The sequence below is a fragment of the Sandaracinus amylolyticus genome (assembly GCF_000737325.1).
GTDB classification, from domain to species: Bacteria; Myxococcota_A; Polyangia; order Polyangiales; family Sandaracinaceae; genus Sandaracinus; species Sandaracinus amylolyticus.
On sequence record NZ_CP011125.1, the window covers coordinates 1120125 to 1137579 of the forward strand.

The 17455-nt window shown below is 71.5% G+C and carries 19 protein-coding genes; 9 read left to right on the plus strand and 10 right to left on the minus strand.

Annotation, left to right across the window (positions count from 1 at the left end):
* Nucleotides 1–133 precede the first annotated feature (133 nt).
* The 3 genes from DB32_RS04575 to DB32_RS04585 all read right to left on the minus strand — a co-directional run bounded on the left by DB32_RS04575 (nucleotide 134) and on the right by DB32_RS04585 (nucleotide 1999).
* Nucleotides 134–721 carry a hypothetical protein gene (locus DB32_RS04575; protein ID WP_157068714.1) on the minus strand — a complete coding sequence of 196 codons (588 nt, stop codon included), beginning with the start codon at nucleotides 719–721 and terminating at the stop codon, nucleotides 134–136.
* A 120-nt stretch (nucleotides 722–841) separates the two neighbouring features.
* Entirely contained in the window at nucleotides 842–1282 is a 441-nt protein-coding gene (locus tag DB32_RS04580; protein WP_157068715.1) for a hypothetical protein, read from the minus strand.
* Nucleotides 1283–1555: 273 nt separating this feature from the next.
* Entirely contained in the window at nucleotides 1556–1999 is a 444-nt protein-coding gene (locus tag DB32_RS04585; RefSeq protein WP_157068716.1) for a hypothetical protein, read from the minus strand.
* 58 nt (nucleotides 2000–2057) lie between these two features.
* Here DB32_RS04585 and DB32_RS04590 point away from each other — a divergent pair, with 58 nt between their 5' ends.
* From DB32_RS04590 to DB32_RS04610, 5 genes are all read left to right on the plus strand, one after another.
* Nucleotides 2058–2570, plus strand: a complete 513-nt coding sequence (locus DB32_RS04590) for a hypothetical protein (RefSeq protein WP_157068717.1) — start codon at nucleotides 2058–2060, stop codon at nucleotides 2568–2570.
* A gap of 4 nt (nucleotides 2571–2574) precedes the next feature.
* Complete coding sequence (locus DB32_RS04595; protein ID WP_053231202.1) at nucleotides 2575–3174, plus strand: hypothetical protein; 600 nt, start codon at nucleotides 2575–2577, stop codon at nucleotides 3172–3174.
* 49 nt (nucleotides 3175–3223) lie between these two features.
* Entirely contained in the window at nucleotides 3224–4396 is a 1173-nt protein-coding gene (locus DB32_RS04600; protein ID WP_053238679.1) for a cystathionine gamma-synthase, read from the plus strand.
* A 100-nt stretch (nucleotides 4397–4496) separates the two neighbouring features.
* A complete protein-coding gene (locus DB32_RS04605; protein ID WP_053231203.1) occupies nucleotides 4497–5093 on the plus strand; it encodes a hypothetical protein in 597 nt (198 codons plus the stop codon).
* On the plus strand, nucleotides 5090–5977 hold the full coding sequence (locus DB32_RS04610) for a ChaN family lipoprotein (protein ID WP_053231204.1): 888 nt from the start codon (nucleotides 5090–5092) through the stop codon (nucleotides 5975–5977). Before DB32_RS04605 ends, DB32_RS04610 begins: the two co-directional genes overlap by 4 nt.
* Before the next feature lie 13 nt (nucleotides 5978–5990).
* On the opposite strand, the gene DB32_RS04615 is transcribed toward DB32_RS04610, so the two are convergent.
* From DB32_RS04615 to DB32_RS04630, 4 genes are all read right to left on the minus strand, one after another.
* Nucleotides 5991–6554, minus strand: coding sequence for a TlpA family protein disulfide reductase (locus tag DB32_RS04615; protein WP_169791339.1), 564 nt, complete (start codon nucleotides 6552–6554; stop codon nucleotides 5991–5993).
* Between the two features lie 46 nt (nucleotides 6555–6600).
* Entirely contained in the window at nucleotides 6601–8187 is a 1587-nt protein-coding gene (locus tag DB32_RS04620; RefSeq protein ID WP_157068718.1) for a porin family protein, read from the minus strand.
* A gap of 137 nt (nucleotides 8188–8324) precedes the next feature.
* Nucleotides 8325–8939: a TlpA family protein disulfide reductase gene (locus DB32_RS04625; protein ID WP_053231207.1), complete on the minus strand. Its 615-nt coding sequence runs from the start codon at nucleotides 8937–8939 to the stop codon at nucleotides 8325–8327.
* A gap of 16 nt (nucleotides 8940–8955) precedes the next feature.
* On the minus strand, nucleotides 8956–9879 hold the full coding sequence (locus DB32_RS04630; RefSeq protein WP_157068719.1) for a hypothetical protein: 924 nt from the start codon (nucleotides 9877–9879) through the stop codon (nucleotides 8956–8958).
* A 264-nt stretch (nucleotides 9880–10143) separates the two neighbouring features.
* Between DB32_RS04630 and DB32_RS04635 the strand changes: the two genes are divergently transcribed.
* The 3 genes from DB32_RS04635 to DB32_RS04645 all read left to right on the plus strand — a co-directional run bounded on the left by DB32_RS04635 (nucleotide 10144) and on the right by DB32_RS04645 (nucleotide 13172).
* Nucleotides 10144–11523: a hypothetical protein gene (locus DB32_RS04635; RefSeq protein ID WP_169791340.1), complete on the plus strand. Its 1380-nt coding sequence runs from the start codon at nucleotides 10144–10146 to the stop codon at nucleotides 11521–11523.
* Nucleotides 11524–11687: 164 nt separating this feature from the next.
* Complete coding sequence (locus tag DB32_RS04640) at nucleotides 11688–12068, plus strand: type II secretion system protein (protein ID WP_169791341.1); 381 nt, start codon at nucleotides 11688–11690, stop codon at nucleotides 12066–12068.
* Between the two features lie 183 nt (nucleotides 12069–12251).
* Nucleotides 12252–13172 (plus strand): phosphatase PAP2 family protein, encoded by a 921-nt coding sequence (locus tag DB32_RS04645; RefSeq protein WP_157068721.1) that lies wholly within the window; start codon nucleotides 12252–12254, stop codon nucleotides 13170–13172.
* A gap of 1 nt (nucleotide 13173) precedes the next feature.
* On the opposite strand, the gene DB32_RS04650 is transcribed toward DB32_RS04645, so the two are convergent.
* Nucleotides 13174–15150 (minus strand): S9 family peptidase, encoded by a 1977-nt coding sequence (locus DB32_RS04650; protein WP_053231212.1) that lies wholly within the window; start codon nucleotides 15148–15150, stop codon nucleotides 13174–13176.
* A gap of 63 nt (nucleotides 15151–15213) precedes the next feature.
* On the minus strand, nucleotides 15214–15852 hold the full coding sequence (locus tag DB32_RS04655) for a TetR/AcrR family transcriptional regulator (protein ID WP_075097448.1): 639 nt from the start codon (nucleotides 15850–15852) through the stop codon (nucleotides 15214–15216).
* Nucleotides 15853–15945: 93 nt separating this feature from the next.
* Here DB32_RS04655 and DB32_RS04660 point away from each other — a divergent pair, with 93 nt between their 5' ends.
* Nucleotides 15946–16947 carry an NAD-dependent epimerase/dehydratase family protein gene (locus tag DB32_RS04660; protein WP_053231214.1) on the plus strand — a complete coding sequence of 334 codons (1002 nt, stop codon included), beginning with the start codon at nucleotides 15946–15948 and terminating at the stop codon, nucleotides 16945–16947.
* On the opposite strand, the gene DB32_RS04665 is transcribed toward DB32_RS04660, so the two are convergent.
* Nucleotides 16948–17451, minus strand: coding sequence for a type IV pilin protein (locus tag DB32_RS04665; protein WP_053231215.1), 504 nt, complete (start codon nucleotides 17449–17451; stop codon nucleotides 16948–16950). It abuts the gene before it with no gap.
* Between the last annotated feature and the right edge of the window lie 4 nt (nucleotides 17452–17455).

Consider the following 17455-nt stretch of genomic DNA (forward strand, 5'->3'; position numbering starts at 1 on the left):
GCCGGACGCGGCGCGATGCGTCCGGCGCATCACGGCGAAACGCGTCCGGCCGTGCTCCGCGGCGCACGAGGCACCGCGGAGCACGGCCGTTCACGGCTCGGGGGCGAGCCCACCGCCCTCGCGCGGGCTCAGATCACAGGAACCCGGGCGGGAGCGGATGGATCTGGATGTTGCCGTGGAGGATCGGCTCCTCGTCGGGCGTCACGTAGTCGTTCTCCGTGCCGGGGCAGTCGATCCGGATCGTGTACTCGTCACGAGCCGGCGCGTTGCGGCCCTCGCCGTGGTCTTCGGCCTCGACCTCGAACGTGCAGTCCTCGCCCTCGAAGGTGCCGGTGCCACCGAACACGATCTCGGCGAACCCGGCCTCCGGCGGCTCCTCGTCGTTCGCGTTCACGAAGCACTCGACGAACGTGATCTCGTGCCCGTGGAAGTGCTCTCCCTCGTGGGTCACGTGGTTCCACTCGCCGGTGAAGTCGCCGCGCCGGGGCGCCGCGTTGCCGCCGAACGAATCGGGGTCCTCGCCCACGTCGATCTGTCCGCCGCCGGTCATGCGGCAGAGCCCCGGCGGCGGGCCGGCATCGTGCTCGGCTCTCCCGGCGTCGTGCTCGTCCTTGCCGGCATCGACTTGAAGATGCGCAGCCCCCACTCGTCCGGTGTCCGGGTCGCTTGTACAGCCCACGAGAGCGAGCACTCCGGCCATCACACCGATCATCTGCTTCATGTCGTCGCGCCTCCTGCGCTGACATGCAGGTAGGTGCTGGCGAGGTAGCGAAAACCTCCACTCCGAGCGAACGCCGTCGTGGGCCGACGCGCACACGTCCGACCGCGTGCCCACGCGCGACTACGGCGCGCCCTGCACGTCGAGCGCGATCGGGATCGACACGCTGTCGAGGGCCGCTCCGCCGCCACGCGGCGTGAGCTCGAGGTCGATCCGTCCCGCGACGTCGTCGGTCGAGCCGCAGTTGAACTGCACCGCGAACGTCAGGACCTGCCCGGGCTCGATCGTGATCGACCAGTCGTCGTTGATCGGCCACGCGAGCTCGGGATCGAGCACGTCGATCGCGATGATGTCCTCGGCGAGCGAGAGCGTGACCGGCCCGCTCGCGTCATCACCGAGCTCGACCTCGACCACGCCGAGATCCTGCGGGCACTCGGTCACGCCGTACTCGTGCACGTCCGCGAGCGCTTCGCGATGCACGAGCGAGGCGCTCTCGGTCTCGCACCCCGCGCACGCACCGATCAGCGCCGCCACCACCACGCCTCGTCCGATCGCCTTCGTCACGTCCACCCCCCGTGCTCACGATGATCGACCGCTCCGCGCGCATCGCCGCGCGGTGCTCACTCGACCGTGCCCTCCGGATCGCGCCGTCTCGCCGCCACACCCCGGCGAGGCGCTCCGGTATCCGGGCAGCACGTGGGCTCGAGGCCCGACGCCACAAGCGCGCTCCGGCCTCGGTCGCCGCGCGCGCGGTCCGGCGATGCGGGGGAGCGCTCGATGCGTCCGGCGCATCGAGCGACGTCGAGCGATGCGTCGCACGCATCGCGTGCGAGCGAGTCAGCGCAGCGACACGAGCTCGCGCTCGATCACGTCGGCGAGCTCCTCGGGCTCGCCCAGCGCGGCGTCGCGGGGATCGAAGCTGCGCACCTTGCCGTCGGGCTCGAGGATCCATCGTCGCGGATCGCCGATGCGTCGCATCACGACGACCCGCATCGCGCCGGTGCGCGCCGCGAGCTTCGCCGAGACGTGCTCCACGTCGAGCTCGGGCGGTGCGTCCTCTGCGATCGCGTAGAGCTCGAGCCCCTCGTCGCCGCGCTCGACGACGAACGGGCCGAGGTTGCGCGCGAGCTCGCGGTAGATCGTCGGCAGCGTCACGCCGAGGCGCGCGGCGAGCGCGTCGAGCGCGGCGTCGTCGGGCGGATGCTGCGAGCCCGCGATGACGAAGTCGGGGCGGAGTCGGCGCATCGCCTCGTACACGTGCTCGAGCGTCGTCGTCGTCATGCGCCGCGCCATCGTACCCCGAGCCATCGTACCCCGAGCCGCGCTACCTTCGGCCGCGATGCGGAGGGTGGTGATCGGGATCGCGTGCGCGCTGCTCGCGTCGTGTGGGGGCGGAGGCCGCGCCGAGGAGCCGGTCGCGACCCGCTCGAGCGGTGGCGTGGTCGTCGTCGAGGCGAGCGACGTGCCGCAGGCGGAGATCGCGACGAGCTCGGGAAGCTGCACCACGACCGTGCGCGTCTACGACGTCACGGTGCGCGAGGGCTGCGTGATCGACGAGCGAGTGACGAGCGCGCCCGGCTCGCTCTCCTATCCGTGCGAGGGCGGCGCGGCGAGCGCGACGTTCGGTCCGTCGGTGTTCCAGGGCACGGTGAGCGCGAGCGGCGAGGTCACGCTCGATCTCCAGACCGGCTTCGACTTCAGCGATCGATGTCATTGGACGACGAAACAAGCGATCCGCGGCATGCTCGGGACGGGCGTGCTCGCGTACGAGTACCGAGAGGAGCCCGACCCCGGTCAGCACGGATGCGCCGCGGCGTGCGTCGGGACCGCATCGGTCGCGGTGGCGAACTGACGTGATGGACGAGCGCACTCGCAGATCGGTCGTGATGGGCGCCGTGATGGTCGCGATCGCCGCGATCGCGATCGCCGTCGCGACGAGCGGATCGGACGACGGCGCGCCGCGCGAGACGCGCTCCACCGCGACGCCCGAGGTCGAGGCGCGCTCGAGCTCGTCGGCATCGTCGGCGGCGCTGCCGCGACCGGCCGCGGTGGTCACGTCGCACGCGCCGGTGCTCGACGCGGGACGGCCCGATGCGGGCACCGAAGTCGCCGCGATCGCCGAGCCGGCCGCGCCGCCTGCCGCCGCACCGGCGTCTCCGCGCGAGCCCGCGCCGCCGCCGCGCGAGCTGGTGCGCTTCGCGCGCCCGATGACGCTCGAGGACGACCTCGAGCACGCGTCGCGCCTCTACGACTACATCGTGCTCCGGCGCGCCGACCTGCGACGCCGCATCGAGGAGCGCGAGCGCGAGGGAGACGAGTCGGGCCTCGCGGTGATGCGCCGAGAGCTCGAGGGCCTCGACGCCGCGGAGCCCGACGCGCGCGCTCGCGTCGACCGCGTCGCCGCCCAGGTGCGCGAGGCGCGTGCCTCGGAAGGAGAGGGCGAGCAGGCCCCGTGAGGCCGCGCTCTTGCGCCCCGTCGCGGCCTCGCGCTACGCCGCCGCGACCATGCAGAGCGATCGTCGCCACCACATCGACACCCTCGCCGTCCACGCAGGCCAGGAGCCCGATCCCGTCTCGGGCGCGGTGATGCAGCCCATCGTGCTCGCGAGCACGTTCGCGCAGCCGAGCCCCGGCCAGCACAAGGGCTTCGACTACTCGCGCAGCGGCAACCCGACGCGTCAGGCGCTCGAGCGTTGTCTCGCCGCGCTCGAGGGCGGCACGCACGGCATGGCGTTCGGCTCGGGCTGCGCCGCGATGACGACGCTGCTCCACGTGCTGAAGCCCGGCGATCACGTCGTCGCGGGCGACGATCTCTACGGCGGATCGTTCCGCATCCTCGACAAGGTGATGAAGCCGCTCGGCATCGTCACCACGCAGGTCGACATGGGCGATCTGCGCGCGTTCGAGAGCGCGCTGCGCCCCGAGACGAAGCTCGTCTGGCTCGAGACGCCGACGAACCCGATGCTCAAGCTCGTCGACATCGCCGCGGTGTCGGAGATCGCGCGCAAGCGCGGGTGCCTCGTGATCGTCGACAACACGTTCGCGACCCCGGTGCTGCAGCGCCCGCTCGAGCTCGGCGCGCACGCGGTCGTGCACTCGACGACGAAGTACCTCAACGGCCACAGCGACGTGGTCGGCGGCGTGATCATCACGAGCGACGACGAGCTCGCGCAGCGCGTCGCGTTCCTGCAGAACGCGATGGGCGGCGTCCCCGGTCCGTTCGACTGCTACATGGTGCTGCGCGGCGTGAAGACGCTGCACCTGCGCATGCAGCGCCACGTCGAGAGCGCGCGCTCGATCGCGGCGTGGCTCGAGTCGCACCCGCAGGTCGAGAAGGTGCACTACCCGGGGCTCGCGTCGCACCCGCAGCACGCGCTCGCGAACCGTCAGATGAAGGGCCCGGGCGGGATGATCTCGTTCGTCGTGAAGGGCGGCATGCCCGCGGCGCGCGCCCTGCTCGAGACCGTCGAGATCTTCGTGTGCGCGGAGAGCCTCGGCGGCGTCGAGTCGCTGATCGAGCTGCCCGCGATCATGACCCACGGCTCGATCCCCGCGGCGCAGCGCGCGGCGCTCGGGATCCACGACGGGCTCATCCGGATCTCGTGCGGCGTCGAGGCGCACGACGATCTGCGGGGCGACCTCGAGCGCGCGCTCGACGCGGCGCGCCGCGCGAGCTGAGCGCGCGAAGTCGGCGGGAGGGGCCCTCCGAAGACCCCTCCCGTGAGCGCAAGTGGCGGCGGCGACGGCGCTTTTGCTAGCCTCTGCCGCAGGAGAACCCATGCGCCACGCACGCTTCGTCTTCCTCGCGGCCTCGATCGCCGCGACCGCGCTCCCGAGCTGCACCGACTCCCGCCCGGCCGGTGTGTACGCCTACATCGAGTGGCGTGTGCGCTGCGACATGGGCGACGGCCCCGAGGACAACTGCACGGCGTACCCGGATCGCTTCGTCGACGGCTTCGACGGCGAGGGCGCGCGCATCTCGTGCAACGTCACCGAGAACGACGACTCGCGCACGCTCAACTTCTCCGTCAGCGGGAGCGACTTCGGTCTGCAGCTCCAGAACGCGACGTTCCCGCGCGGCGGCGCGACGCCGAGCCCGGCGGGCTGCCGGGTGACCGTGCGCGACGACAACGCGTACACCGGCACGTGTGGCGGCAACCCGCCGAGCGCGTCGCAGGAGTGTCAGGTCAGCGGCGTCTCGTTCGGCCGCGACGACGAAGGGCGCGCGCTGATCTCGGGTCAGATCTTCTGTGTCGGCATCTCGCCCGAGGCGTCGCTGAACATCGATCGCGAGCTCACCGCGCCGGGCCCGACCGCGCGCACGACGCCCCTCACGTTCAACATCTACGACTGCCCCGGCTACCAGCCCGATTGATCGCGCGTGCTCTCTTCGCGGCGTCGGCCGCGCTCGTGCTCCTGGCGTGCGGTGGCGCGCCGGCAGCGACCGAGCGCACGACGCCGCAGCCGTCTCGGCCGATCGACGCGCCGATCGTCGACGTGCGCACCGGCGCGCGGATGACGCTCGAGGAGCTCGCCATCGCGCTCGACGACGCGCGCGTCGTCTACGTCGGCGAGCGACACGACGCGCCGGCCGATCACGAGGCACAGCGCGCGATCATCGCGGCGCTGCTCGCGCGCGGCGGATCGCTCGCGATCGGCATGGAGATGTTCCAGCGCCCGTTCCAGGCGCCGCTCGACGCGTACGTCGCGCGCTCGATCGACGAAGCGGAGATGCTGCGTGCGACCGAGTGGCAGGAGCGCTGGAACATGGACTTCGCGCTCTACCGGCCGATCCTCGAGCTCGCGCGCGATGCGGGGGCCCCGGTGATCGCGCTCAACGCGCGGCGCGAGCTGACGCGCACGATCGCGCGCGAGGGCGATGCCGCGCTCACGCCCGAGCTGCGCGCCGAGCTTCCCGCGGAGATGGTCACCGACGACGCGGCGCACCGCGCGATGATCATGGAGGCGTTCGGCGAGCACCCCGGGATGGAGCCCGCGATGCTCGAGCGCTTCTACCTCGCGCAGCTCGTGTGGGACGAGACGATGGCGGAGCGCGTCGCGTCGACGCTCGCGAGCGAAGGCGCGCCGGCGCGCATGGTGGTGCTCGCGGGCCGCGTGCACGTGCAGGGCGGGCTCGGCATCCCGCGGCGCGCCGCGCGTCGAGGCGCGGCGCCGTATCGCGTGGTGATGCCGCTGCTCGAGGAAGAGCTCGGCGATGCCGCCGAGCTCTGTGACTACGCGTTCGTCGTCACCGAGTGAGCCGACGGAGCGCTCACTGCCCGACGAGGCGCGCGACGCCCTCGCTGATCGCCTGCTGCTCGGCGGGCGCGAAGCCCTCGCGCTCCCACACGATGCGGCCGTCGCGATCCACCCAGATGCTGAACGGCGCGCTGCGGCGCGGGTTGATCTGCGTGGTGATGCGCGTGTCGAGGTCGGTCACGACGTCGAACGTCACGCCCAATCGGCGCGCCGCCGGACCGGCGCGCATCACGGTGCGCGCGTCGTCCATGCTGATGCCGACGATGCGCAGCCCGCGATCACGATAGCGCTCGTAGAGCGACTGGTAGAACGGCAGCTCCTGCTGGCAGGGCACGCACCACGTCGCCCAGAACAGGATCACGACGGGGTGCTGCCCGAGGTGATCGGCCATGCGGAACTCGTCGCGCGACGGACCGCCGGTCGCGGCGGGCAGCGTGAACGGCGGAGGCCGACCGCCGACGCGCGCGAGCGCGCTCGATGCACCGAGGACCGGCGTGCTCGCCGGCACCGCCGCGATCGACGCGGCAGCGATCGTCGCGCCGAGCGCGAGCACGAGCGACAGTCGTGAGAGCTTCATCGACATCCTCCGACGCGAGCGCGAGGCCCGCACTTCACGCGATCCGTCACAGACGACCGACGAACTGCAGCATGAATCCCTCGAACGCCGGGACCGTGCGGCACACGCCACCCGAGCAGATCTGACCGCCCGGCGTCTGACCCACGAACGCCTTCAGGAACGTCCCGGGGTCGAAGCTCCACCGCGCCTCGAGCGACGGGTACCAGGCGCCGCCGAGCACGTTGTACGAGTACTCCGGCTGCTCGCGACGCATCAGCTCGTCGAGCCGGAAGTCGCTCCAGCGCAGCGCGACGGTGAGCGCGAGCGGGACGCCCCACGAGTACGTGATCGACGCGCCGCCGACCTGGAAGTCGCGGTAGTCGTCGAACCCGAGGAACCACGTCTCGACGCGATGATCGACCGACACGTCGAACGAGTGCTCGCCGCTGCCGACGGTCACCTCGACCTGCCCGTGCACCATGCGGCGATCGAGCGAGCCCACGCCGATCTGCGCCGAGCTCGCGTCGGCATCGTGGAGGAACTGCTCGTGGCGATACCCGAGCACCACGTTCGTCGACCACACGTACTCGTCGCCGAACTCCTGGCGCCGCGCGAGCGAGCCCCACGTGTGGCTGACCAACGTGCCGTCCCACGGATCGCGGCCGTGCTCGCCGAACCCGTAGAGCGCTTCGTTGACCGAGAAGCTCCAGGGCCCCGGCAGGAACGCGTAGTCGATGCGCACCGCGCCACCGCGCCGGTTGCCGACGCCGCGCAGCAGCTGCGGGCCCTCGTACTCGAGCGTCGGCGCCGCGCTGTAGATGCGCGAGGCCTGGGCCTCGGTGGTGCTCGGCGCGACGAGGTAGTTCTCGTAGTCCGCCCACTCGACGAGCACGGTGAGCTCGTCGCCCTGCACCTGCGCGCTCGCGTACACGGCGCGACCGAACTCCTGCTCGTCGCGCCCGTCGAACGTGTACGTGCGGCGCAGCCCGTTCGCCTCGCCGTAGACCGCGAGACGTCCGTCGAGCAGCGCGGGCGCTTCGAAGCTCCAGCCCGCGACGTCGACCGTGCGGTGTTCGAACGCGACGAGCGGGTCGTCCATGAACCACACGCGATCGCCGTGCAGGCCGATCGTCAGCGGCACGTCGCCCGGGATCGTGAGCTCGACCTCGCCCGCGATGATCAGATCCTCGGGCTCCGCGACGATCCCGAGCGTGATCGGATCCTGGTTCTGCGGGTTCGCGAGGCCGACGTGCAGCCGCGCGTCGACGTTCGTCCCGTCGTAGCGCACGTGCCCGCCGCGCAGCGCGTTGTCGACCGCCAGGAGATCGACCTTCCGGAACGCGAGCGCGATGCCGCGTCCGAGCACGAGCTGCGAGTCACCGGCCTCGACGAGCCACTCGTCGTGCTCCCAGCGCAGCGCGATGCGCTCGGGCCGCACGTCCCACGTGACGTAGCAGAGCACTTCGTCGCCGGGCGGGCACCGCGTGTCCTCGAAGATCGTCGTCGGCAGGAACGCGTCGAGCCGGACCTCGAGCCGCAGCTCGTCGCTCTGGAGCGCGAGATCGAAGCGCTGGTAGAGCGAGCCGAAGTCGTCGTCGTAGCGATTGAAGTCGTAGTTGTTGCCGCGATAACGCAGCGTCGTCGTGCTGGTCATCGAGAACGTCGTCGTCCCGATGAACGGCAGCTCGAACGAGAGGTCGTCGGCGTGTGCTGGCGCCGGCGAGACCAACGCGAAAGCTGCGAATGCCAGGGCGAGGCCGCCCTGGATCGCACGCGCGGCGCGGAGGCGCGTCACTCGCCGAGCAGTCGATCGAGCGCGGCCGTGATCGTCTCGAGCTCGTTCGAGACGCCGACCTCGTGGTGCACGATGACGCCGTTCGAGTCGACGATCAGCGTCGCGGGCAGCGCGTTGTCGGGGAAGTAGATCTGCGTCAGCTGGTTCGGATCGGTGAGCTCGGGGAACGTGATCCCGTAGTTCTCGACCCACTGCTGGCAGTACTCCGGCGTCGGCGGCGCGGGCCCGGGATCCTGGATCAGGACCTGGACGACGCGGACGCCGCGGTCGGCATACGCCTCCGCGATGTTCGCCTGGATGAGCGCGGCTTCCATGTGACACGGTTGGCACCAACCGGCCGCGATCGTCAAAACGGTGAGCGAGGCATCACAGTAGCCCTCGTCCGCGCCGTAGAACTCGAAGGGCGTGCCGTCGCAGCGGTTGAGCGTGAACGGGCGCAGCGTGCGCCCCTCGCTCGTGCCGTACGGGCCCTCGGGCGGCGCGCACTGGGCCGGGTCGCCCGAGTCCGCGGTGGTCGAGCCGGCGTCGGGACCGCCCGGGTCGTTCGAGCCGCAGCCCGCGAGCGGAGCGACGAGGAGCGCGATCGAGATGAGGAAACGAACGGTGCGCATCGAGGGTCTCCTGAGCTCAGCGGCCGCAGACGTTGCTGACGCTGCCGTCGCTGCGGGTCACTTGGCGACACTGATAGCCGGTCGGGCACGCGGTGCGCGTGCAGTCGATCGGCAGACACACGCCGTTGTCGAACGACGCGGTCGAGCTCGCGGTCTGGAACTGCTGCCGGCACGTGTAGCCCTCGCGGCAGTCGGCGGGCGAGCTGCAGCCGTCGAGGCAGATGCCGAGATCACCCTCGGTCAGGCTCCCGTCGGGGAAGCACACGTCGGTCTCGCCCGCGCAGCCCGCGCGCGGCAGGACCGGGCCCGAGAAGAAGAAGTTGCTGCTGTAGCCGGCCGGCAGGATGCAGCGACCGATGCACGCGCCGCCGACGAAGCCGCTCGGCGTCCCGCCGTTCGCCTCGCGTAGGCACGCCTGGCTGCGACACTCGTCGTTGTTCGCGCACGGCTCGCCGACGACGGCGCCGGTCGGCTCGCTCGTGCCGGCGGGCACGCAGCGCGCGCTGTGGCGGTCGCACACGTAGCCCTCGCTGCACTCGGTGTCGCTCGCGCACACGCCGACGCACACGCCGCCCGACGGCGGGAGCTCGCCCTCGCACGTGTAGGCCTCGCGCCCGCAGTCGAGCCCGTTGCGGCATCGCTGCTCGCAGAACGACTGCGTCTCGCCCTCGCGGCGCACGCAGTGGTGGTACGACCCGAACGCATCGCAGGGCGTGCGGTCGTCGCACGGGACCGAGCAATGCCCGCCCGGGAAACCGTCCTCGTCACGCCGGCAGACCGCGCCTTCGCCCGGGCACTGCGAGTCGTCGACGCATGGTCCGAACAGCTCGCTCGGGGCGAGCGCGTCGGTTCCGGCGTCGTCGACGACGGGGTCACCATCGCTGCAGGCGATGCAGAGGAGCACGAAGTGAAGTGCGACGAAGAATCGAGATCGGCTCATCGAGGCGCCGAGCATTCGCGTCGGCAACGCTCAAGTCAAAGGTGTGTCGCTCGATGCGTTGCTCTGCTATCCAGACGCGCCATGCATCGCGGCCTCGCTTGCTCATCCGTGCTCGCCCTGTCGCTCGTCATCGCTGGATGTGAAGAGAACCCAAGGCCCGACGGGGGATCCGACGGAGACGCGGGTGGGATCGCCGACGCTGGTCCGCCGCTCTCGTGCGCGACGACGACGCTCGTCGAACCGGTCCTCGACACGCCGATGAGTGTGACTTTCGACACGGCGATGACCGAGGAGCGACCGCGCGACCTCGGGCTGAGCTGTGGCAACACCGCCGCCGAGCTGCGCTGGGCACCGCAAGAGGTCGTCGAGCTGCGCGTGCCGGGCTCGGGCCTCGTCGCGATCCAGCTCGACACGCTCGCGGGCACGTCCGACACGTTCAACACGGTCCTGCAGGTGCGGCGCACGTGTGAGGACGTGCCGCAGGGCATCTTCCCTCCGACGTGCTTCGACGATGTCGACCCCATCGAGTTCCGCAGCCGCGGCGCGTTCACCGCGATGGGCGGCGAGGTCGTGTACGTCATCGTGACCGGCTACAGCTCGCCGCCGGCCGAGCAGGGCACCGTCGATCGCGGCGTCGTGCAGCTCGAGATCACGGCGCGCGCCGACACCGCGCCCACGCTGACCGCGGGCTTCGTGCGGCTGGCCAACGCCGACGTGCTGATCGGCGCGACGGGCGAGGACGTGGACGGCGATGCGGTCGGCGTCGCGATGAACTTCCTCGGGCCGTCCGGCGAGCTCCTCGACATCTACGGCGACGGCGCAGCCACGATGGACGGCGACGTGTTCCCCGTGTTCTTCGACGAGCGTCCGACGACGGACGCATACGACGGGCGGGCGCGCGTGCTCGGCAACGAGGTGACGCTCGCCGCGTTCATGCGCTCGGCGATGGTGAGCCGCGTGGTGCTGCGCGCGTTCGACGCGGCCTTCGCGACGAGCGCGCCGCTCGAGGTGGAGGTCGAGGAGGCCGTGCTCGTGGGCCTAGGCGAGGCGTGCGACGACGAGCGCGTGTGCCGCCTCCCGATGACGTGCGGCGGCGACGGCACGTGCACCGTGACCGGCGCCGCGGCGGCGGTGTGCACGAACGCGACGGCGATCGCGATCGAGGCGCCGACGACGACCGCGACGACGGCGACCGTCACCGGCACGACCGGCGCCGGATACGGCCACTACGAGCAGGGCTGCGCGGTCGGCACCGGCAGCCAGGGCGCGGAGCGCGCGTACTCGGTCGTGGTGCCCGAGGGCACGTTCGACCTGATCGCGACGACCGATCTCGCCGGCACCGGGAGCACCGACACGATCCTCGCGCTGCGCTCGGTGTGCCCGGACTCGGGCAGCGAGCTCGCGTGCAACGACGACATCGCGATGTCGAACGTCCAGAGCGCGCTCGAAGAGCGCGACCTGGCGGGCGGAACGTACTTCCTGATGGTCGAGATGTTCGGCGGCATCGGCAGCGGCACCGCGCCGCACGCGCTCCAGGTCACGCTGCGCCCGGTGCTCGACGCGGGCGCGACGTGCGATCCCGCGGGCGTGCAGAACCGCTGCGCGACGGGCGCGTGCCCGGCGGCGGGCGTCTGCCCGGACTGATCGTCGCGGAGTGACAGCGGGTCGCGCGACCGCGCGCGGCCCTCGTCACGATGTCATGCGCAGTGACGCGATCGCGCGAGAAACGCGCGAATTCGCGTGGCATCTCGCGTGCTCTGCGCCTCGTCGCGCTCGCGTTCCCGTCGACGCGAGCCGAGGAGGAATCGATGCGCTCGAGGAAGAGAGCGGCGCGGCGGAAGCGCGCCGGCATGACGCTGGTCGAGGTGATGATCGTCGTGATCATCATGGCGATGATCGCGACCGCGGTCGGCCTCGCGGTGCTGCCCGCGGCCCGCGACTCGCGCGAGAGGCAGGCGCGCGCCGACGCAGCGACGATGCAGAGCGCGGCCCTGCTCTACCTCGCGAGCGGGCACGCGGACCGGTGCCCGACCACGAGCGATCTGATCGAGGCCGGCGTGATCAACGCGCCGAGCCGCGCGCGCGATCCCTGGGACCACGAGCTCCTGATCGAGTGCGACGGCGACGACGTCCGGGTGCGCTCGATCGGCGCCGATGGTCGGCCTGGCACCGAGGACGACATCCTCTGAGCGCCGGAAGAGCGCGCGCAGGTACACACGGGACCGGCGCGCGCTCGTGTGCTCCGCACGTGTGATCCCGCATGCGCTCGGGGCTGGCGCGTCCGCGCTCGCGCCTTAGCTTGGCTCGTCATCGCCGACGATCGCTCTCGCCAGACGCGCGAGCGCGCGTATGTCGAAACGGTGGGAGGGCGCGTGAGGGGAAGGCTGGTCCTGGTCTCGCTCGCGGTCGTGGGCGTCGCGCTGTCGCATCGCGTCGCGTCCGCACAATCGGTCGACACACGACGCACGCCCGTCGTCCCGCACTCGAGCTCGGCGCTCACCGGGAGCCTCGTGACGCTCGGCTCGGGCGTGCGGCTCTTCCTCTTCACGCCGACGATCGAGCAGCGCATGGTCGCGGGGTCCTGGCGCGGCGGCGTGCTCCTCGACGAGCCATTCCGCGGTGCGTTCCGGCTGAGCGCCGTCGACGCGCAAGAGATCGCGCGCGTGATCAGCGACGTCTCGCTGATGGCGACCGTCTTCCAGGCTGCGGCGATCGACGCCACGCTGGTGCCGCTCGTCCAGGGCGATCCCGATCTCGCGTGGCAGGCGAGCGCCGCGTACGCGCTCGCGCTCGGGCTCACGCTGAGCGTCGGACAGGTGATCAAGCTGGGCGCGGGGCGCGCGCGACCGTACTCGCGCGAGTGCGCGGACGATCCGTCGCGACCGGGATGCACCGACGGTCAGGACACGTACCAGTCGTTCTACAGCCTGCACACCGGCGTCGCGTTCACGTCGGCGGGCTTCTCGTGCGCGATGCACGCATCGCGCGGGCTCTACGACGACGACGTGGCGGACGGTGCGTCGTGCGCGGTCTCGGTCGCGATGGCCACGACGACGGGCATGCTGCGCGTGCTCTCCGATCGACACTATCTGTCCGACGTGCTCGTCGGCGCGCTCACGGGGTTCCTCGTCGGATATCTGGTGCCGCTCGCGCTCGTGCCCGAGCGAGGCGAGCAGCACGCCGGGCACCGCGAGGCGCCCGACGTGACGTGGGCGGTGGCGCCGCTGCTCTCGACGTCGACGTCGAGCACCAGCGGCCAGACCGTCGGCGCGAGCGTGTTCGGGACGTTCTGAATCAGCGGAGGTGCCGCTCGAGGAACGCGGCGATCTGCCGATACATGTGCACTCGATTGCGCAGCTGGCGCACGCCGTGGCCCTCGTCGGGGAAGCGCAGGTACTCGACCTCGACGTCCTGGGCGCGCGCCGCGCGCACGAAGCGGTCGGACTCGCTCACCGGATCGCGTGGATCGTTCGCGCCGTGCTCGACGAGCAGGGGCGCGCGCATCCGCGCGATGTGCGTGATCGGCGAGAGCTGCACGAAGAACTCGCGATCTCCCGGATCGTCGATGTCGCCGTACTCCAATCGATCCGAAGCGCGCAATTGCGGACTGGCACCCTCGAGCGCAGTGACCCAGTCGCTGACTCCGACGAACGAGACGCCGGCGCGGAATCGATCGGGGAAGTGCACCAGCGCTGCGAACGTCATGAATCCGCCGTAGCTCCCGCCCATGACCGCGGCGCGTGACGCGTCGACACGGCCGCTGCGAGCGAGCCAGTCGAGCGTGTCGGCCATGTCGTTCACCGCGTTCGGGCGCAGTCGCTGGTTGTCGAGTCGCGCATAGCGCTTCCCGTACCCGGTCGAGCCGCGGAAATTGAGGTCGAAGATCGCGATTCCGCGCGCCAGTAGATATTGCTGCACCGCGGAGAACGACGGACGCGCCTGTGCGGTCGGTCCTCCGTGCACGTTCAGCAGCACCGGCGGCGGCGCGCTGCGCTCCCCGGGCGGCAGATAGAGCAATCCGTGGATCGTCTCGCCGTCGCGCGCCGGCAGGTCGACGTGCTCCGGCTCGACGAGCGTCGTCGCGTCGATCCCCGCGAGCGTCGAGCGCGTGGCGCGCCGGAGCGAGCGGTCGCGCAGATCCCAGATCCACACGTCGCCGGGCACGCGCGGGCTCGAGACGTCGATCGACATCACGTCCGCGTGCTCCGCGAAGGCGATGCGGTAGGTACCGGGCGGGAGATCCGGAGGAATCGGGATCGCGCGGCTCGTGCGGCGATCGCGCACCTGCAGCGTCGAGCGCCCGCCGGTGTTCTCGGTCCACGCCAGCACGCGCCCGTCGTGCGAGAGCGCGACCTGCTCGACGTCGTGCGACGGCGTCTCGACGAACGAGAGCGCGCGCGTCCGCGCATCGACGAACGCGAGCGCTGCGAAGTCGCGCCCCTGATCGCTCACGAGATAGAACCCGCTCGAGTCGGGCAGCCACTCGATCGACTGGTACGTCGAGGGCTCCTCGCGCGGCGCGAAGAGCGTCGTGAGCTCGCCCGTCGCGAGATCGAGCTGGTGCAGATCGTTCGCGTCCTCGCCGCGGATCTCGCCGATCACCAGCGCGCCACCGTCGGGCCGCCACGCCGCGACGTAGTAGCCCACGCCGCCCGCGTGCACCTCGCGATCGGCGCCGCTCGCGAGGTCGACCACCCGGATCGCGAAGCGATCGCTCGAGCCGTCGGTCGTGGCGTACGCGATCTTCGATCCGTCGCGCGAGAAGCCGCCGAACGCGCGGAACGACTCGCTGGGCGGGAGCAGCTCGCGCTCGTGCGTCCCGTCGGGGCGCACGAGATAGAACCCCTCGCGCTCGTTGCCCGCGCGATCGGTGCCGTACGCGATCCAGTCGCCCGCGGGCGACACGGCGTGGAACGTGACCGACTGTCCGAACGTGCGCTGCTCGGGCCATCCGCCGTCGGCGTCGACGGTCCAGAGCTGCGGCTCGCCCGTGATCGAGCTGCGGAACGAGAGCCAGGATCCGTCGGGCGCGAGGCGGCCCGCGTACGCGGTGCGCACGAGCAGATACCGAACGACGTCGGGCTCGCTCGCGCCGGCGAGGCCGACGTGCACCGAGCCGACTCGCGGCACGTCCTCGGGACGCGGCGGGCCCGCGGTCTCGGTGGTCGGTGGAGTGGAAGTCGGCTCGGGCGGAGGTGTCGTCATCGTGGTGGTGCGAGCGCCGCAGCTCGTGAGGAGCGCGAGCAGCGCGAGGAAGAGGAGAGCGCGCATGCGCGCAGAGGATAGCCGCGCTTCGGCGTCGAACGCCTCCGCACCGAGCGTGTCGACCGGACGTCAGCGCGCGCGCTTCTTCGCCTTCTTCATCGCCTCTTTGAGATAGCCGCGCACGAGATCGACCAGCGCGTCGCGGAACTCGCGCGACTTCAGCAGGCGCGGCGCGAAGTCGAGCGCCGACGACACCGCGCCCTCCACCGCGGTGGTGAGCACCGCCGCCGCGAGCTCGCGATCGACGCCCGGCAGCTCCTCCGCGTGCGCGTCGAGCGCGCCGCGCACCAGCGACTGCAGCTTCCGCATCGTCGTGCGCACCAGCGCTTCGCCCTCGACCTTCGGGAGCTGCCGTCGCAGCGCGGCCTTCAGCTCCGGCCGCGCGCGCTTCGCCGCGAGCAGGCCGTCGATCATCGCTTCGATCGTGTCGTCGAGCGCCGGCTCCTCGAGCGCGCTCATCGCGGCAGCGATCGCGCGCTCGAGATCACCCATGCTCCGCTCGAGCAGCGCGACGACCAGCGCCTCCTTCGACGGGAAGTACTGGTACAGCGTGCCGATCCCCACGCCTGCCGCCGCGGCCACGCGCGTCGTCGTGAGCTCCGCGTAGCCGCCCGCGACGAGAACCCGAGCGCTCGCCTCGAGGATCGCCTCGACGGTCGCCTTCGACCGGGCCTGCACGGGCCGTTTTCTCGGCGTGATCGCGGTCATCTCGTGCTCCTGCCCGAATGCGAATGGTGAAACCGAAGGATCCTTCACATCTTCATATCCGAAGGATCGTTCGGATTCCAGGAGGCAGATGCGATGAAGGTCTTCGTCACGGGCGCGACCGGGCTCCTCGGGCACCACGTGGTGCACCAGCTGCGCGAGGCGGGGCACGAGGTGATCGGCCTCGTGCGCTCCGACACCAAGGCGCGGCGCATGATCGGCGCGACCGGCGCGCGCTGGGTCGTCGGCGACGTGCGCGACGTCGCCGCGTTCGCGCACGAGCTCGACGGCTGCGACGCGGTCGTGCACACCGCGGCGTACTTCCGCGAGTACTACCAGCCCGGCGATCACGCGACGCTGCTGGAGGACGTGAACGTGAAGGCGACGCTCGCGCTCATGCGCGAAGCGGACGCGCGCGGCGTCGCGCGCTTCGTGCACACGAGCTCGAGCGGCACGATCGGCCAGAAGCCCGACGGCTCACCGGGAGACGAGGACACTCCGCCGCCCGCGATCGCGCACGAGAACCTCTACTTCCGCAGCAAGGTCGAGGGCGACGCGAAGATCCGCGCGTTCACGCCGGTGAGCGGCATGCGCGTGATCGAGATCCTGCCCGGCTGGATGTGGGGCCCGGGCGATGCGGGCCCGACCAACGCAGGGCGGCTCGCGCTCGACTTCCTCGCGCGGCGCCTTCCCGGCGTGCCGCCCGGAGGCACCTCGGTCGTCGACGCGCGTGACGTGGCGAGCGCGACCGTCGCGGCAGCGCAGCGCGGCGCGCACGGCGCGCGCTACATCGTCGGCGGTCGACCGCTCACGCTCGCGCAGATCGTCGTGTCGCTCGAGCGCGCGAGCGGCGTCGCCGCGCCGCGGGTGCGCATCCCGTTCTGGTTCTTGATGATCTACGCGACCCTCGCCGAGCTCTGGTCGCGCGTCAGCGGGCGCTCGGTGACGATCACGCGCGTCGGCGTGAAGACGATGCGCGACGGACACCTCGTGAGCTCGGCGCGCGCCGAGCGCGACCTCGGCGTGCGCTTCCGGAGCTTCGACGAGACCGCGCGCGACGTCGTCGCGTGGTACCGCGAGCACCCGATCGCGGCGTGATCACTCGAGCTCGTCGATCACCGTGATCGGCGCGAGGACGATCGAGCCCGAGGTCGGGTCCACCGTGCCGCGGATCTCGAACGTGGACTGCACGCCGTCGCCGTCGAGGTCGCCGCGCGCTCGCACCACGAACCCGCGGCCGTCGAGATCCGGCTGGTACTCGTACGCGTAGTAGACCGGCGGCGGCGCGAAACCGAGCTCGGCCCAGCCGGGCTCGGCGTCCGCGGGCCACACCCGTCGCTCGGGCCCCGGCACGCCCGGCATCGACGAGAGCGCGGGCGGCAGCGCGCGCGGCTGCGCGTCCTCGTACGCCGCCGCGACCGCGCGCGCGAGCAGCGCGACGTTCGCGTGGGCCTCGCTCGTCTTCGAGCGACGCACGTACGAGATGAACGACGGGATCGCGACCGCCGCGATCACGCCGGTGCACGGGATGCACGCGGCCGCGAGGCCGAGGACGATCAAGAGTGGCAGCGCGCGGCTGCGCTTCTTCGGAGGGCTCGTCATCCGC

Bases quoted from the DNA above. Each gene is read 5' to 3' on its own strand.
- DB32_RS04615 (WP_169791339.1), bottom strand. From the start codon at position 6,554: ATGAAGCTCTCACGACTGTCGCTCGTGCTCGCGCTCGGCGCGACGATC.
- DB32_RS04625 (WP_053231207.1), bottom strand. From the start codon at position 8,939: ATGCGCACCGTTCGTTTCCTCATCTCGATCGCGCTCCTCGTCGCTCCG.
- DB32_RS04595 (WP_053231202.1), top strand. From the start codon at position 2,575: ATGGACGAGCGCACTCGCAGATCGGTCGTGATGGGCGCCGTGATGGTC.
- DB32_RS04620 (WP_157068718.1), bottom strand. From the start codon at position 8,187: ATGACCAGCACGACGACGCTGCGTTATCGCGGCAACAACTACGACTTC.
- DB32_RS04605 (WP_053231203.1), top strand. From the start codon at position 4,497: ATGCGCCACGCACGCTTCGTCTTCCTCGCGGCCTCGATCGCCGCGACC.
- DB32_RS04630 (WP_157068719.1), bottom strand. From the start codon at position 9,879: ATGAGCCGATCTCGATTCTTCGTCGCACTTCACTTCGTGCTCCTCTGC.
- DB32_RS04600 (WP_053238679.1), top strand. From the start codon at position 3,224: ATGCAGAGCGATCGTCGCCACCACATCGACACCCTCGCCGTCCACGCA.
- DB32_RS04665 (WP_053231215.1), bottom strand. From the start codon at position 17,451: ATGACGAGCCCTCCGAAGAAGCGCAGCCGCGCGCTGCCACTCTTGATC.
- DB32_RS04655 (WP_075097448.1), bottom strand. From the start codon at position 15,852: ATGACCGCGATCACGCCGAGAAAACGGCCCGTGCAGGCCCGGTCGAAG.
- DB32_RS04640 (WP_169791341.1), top strand. From the start codon at position 11,688: ATGCGCTCGAGGAAGAGAGCGGCGCGGCGGAAGCGCGCCGGCATGACG.
- DB32_RS04590 (WP_157068717.1), top strand. From the start codon at position 2,058: ATGCGGAGGGTGGTGATCGGGATCGCGTGCGCGCTGCTCGCGTCGTGT.
- DB32_RS04585 (WP_157068716.1), bottom strand. From the start codon at position 1,999: ATGACGACGACGACGCTCGAGCACGTGTACGAGGCGATGCGCCGACTC.
- DB32_RS04650 (WP_053231212.1), bottom strand. From the start codon at position 15,150: ATGCGCGCTCTCCTCTTCCTCGCGCTGCTCGCGCTCCTCACGAGCTGC.
- DB32_RS04660 (WP_053231214.1), top strand. From the start codon at position 15,946: ATGAAGGTCTTCGTCACGGGCGCGACCGGGCTCCTCGGGCACCACGTG.
- DB32_RS04575 (WP_157068714.1), bottom strand. From the start codon at position 721: ATGAAGCAGATGATCGGTGTGATGGCCGGAGTGCTCGCTCTCGTGGGC.